General features: G+C 58.5%; 1 protein-coding gene. It reads right to left on the bottom strand.

Annotated elements, in window-relative coordinates:
- A partial coding sequence (locus tag AABA78_RS39365; RefSeq protein ID WP_338270621.1) for a chlorophyll a/b-binding protein occupies positions 1-349 on the bottom strand: 349 nt, incomplete at both ends.

Raw genomic sequence — 349 nt, 5'->3', positions numbered from 1 at the left:
TCGCCTGAATAAAGAACCCGAACATCGAGAACATTGCAAGTCTCCCATTCTTGAGCTCCTTCACCTTCAACTCAGCAAAGGCTTCTGGGTCATCAGCCAGTCCCAATGGGTCGAAGCTCCCGCCCGGGTAGATGGGGTCAGTCACCTCCCCCAATGGGCCCCCGGCAATACGGTAGCCCTCCACGGCTCCCATCAGGACTACTTGGCATCCCCAGATGGCCAAGATGCTCTGTGCGTGGACCAAGCTCGGGTTCCCCAAGTAGTCCAATCCGCCCTCGCTGAAGATCTGTGAACCGGCCTTGAACCAGACCGCTTCTCCGAACTTCACCCCGTTGCGGGCCAAGAGCTC

Source organism: Corallococcus caeni (assembly GCF_036245865.1).
Taxonomy (GTDB): Bacteria; Myxococcota; Myxococcia; order Myxococcales; family Myxococcaceae; genus Corallococcus; species Corallococcus caeni.
The sequence above is the reverse complement of the archived record's forward strand: the minus strand, read 5'-3'. Positions and strand labels throughout refer to the sequence as shown.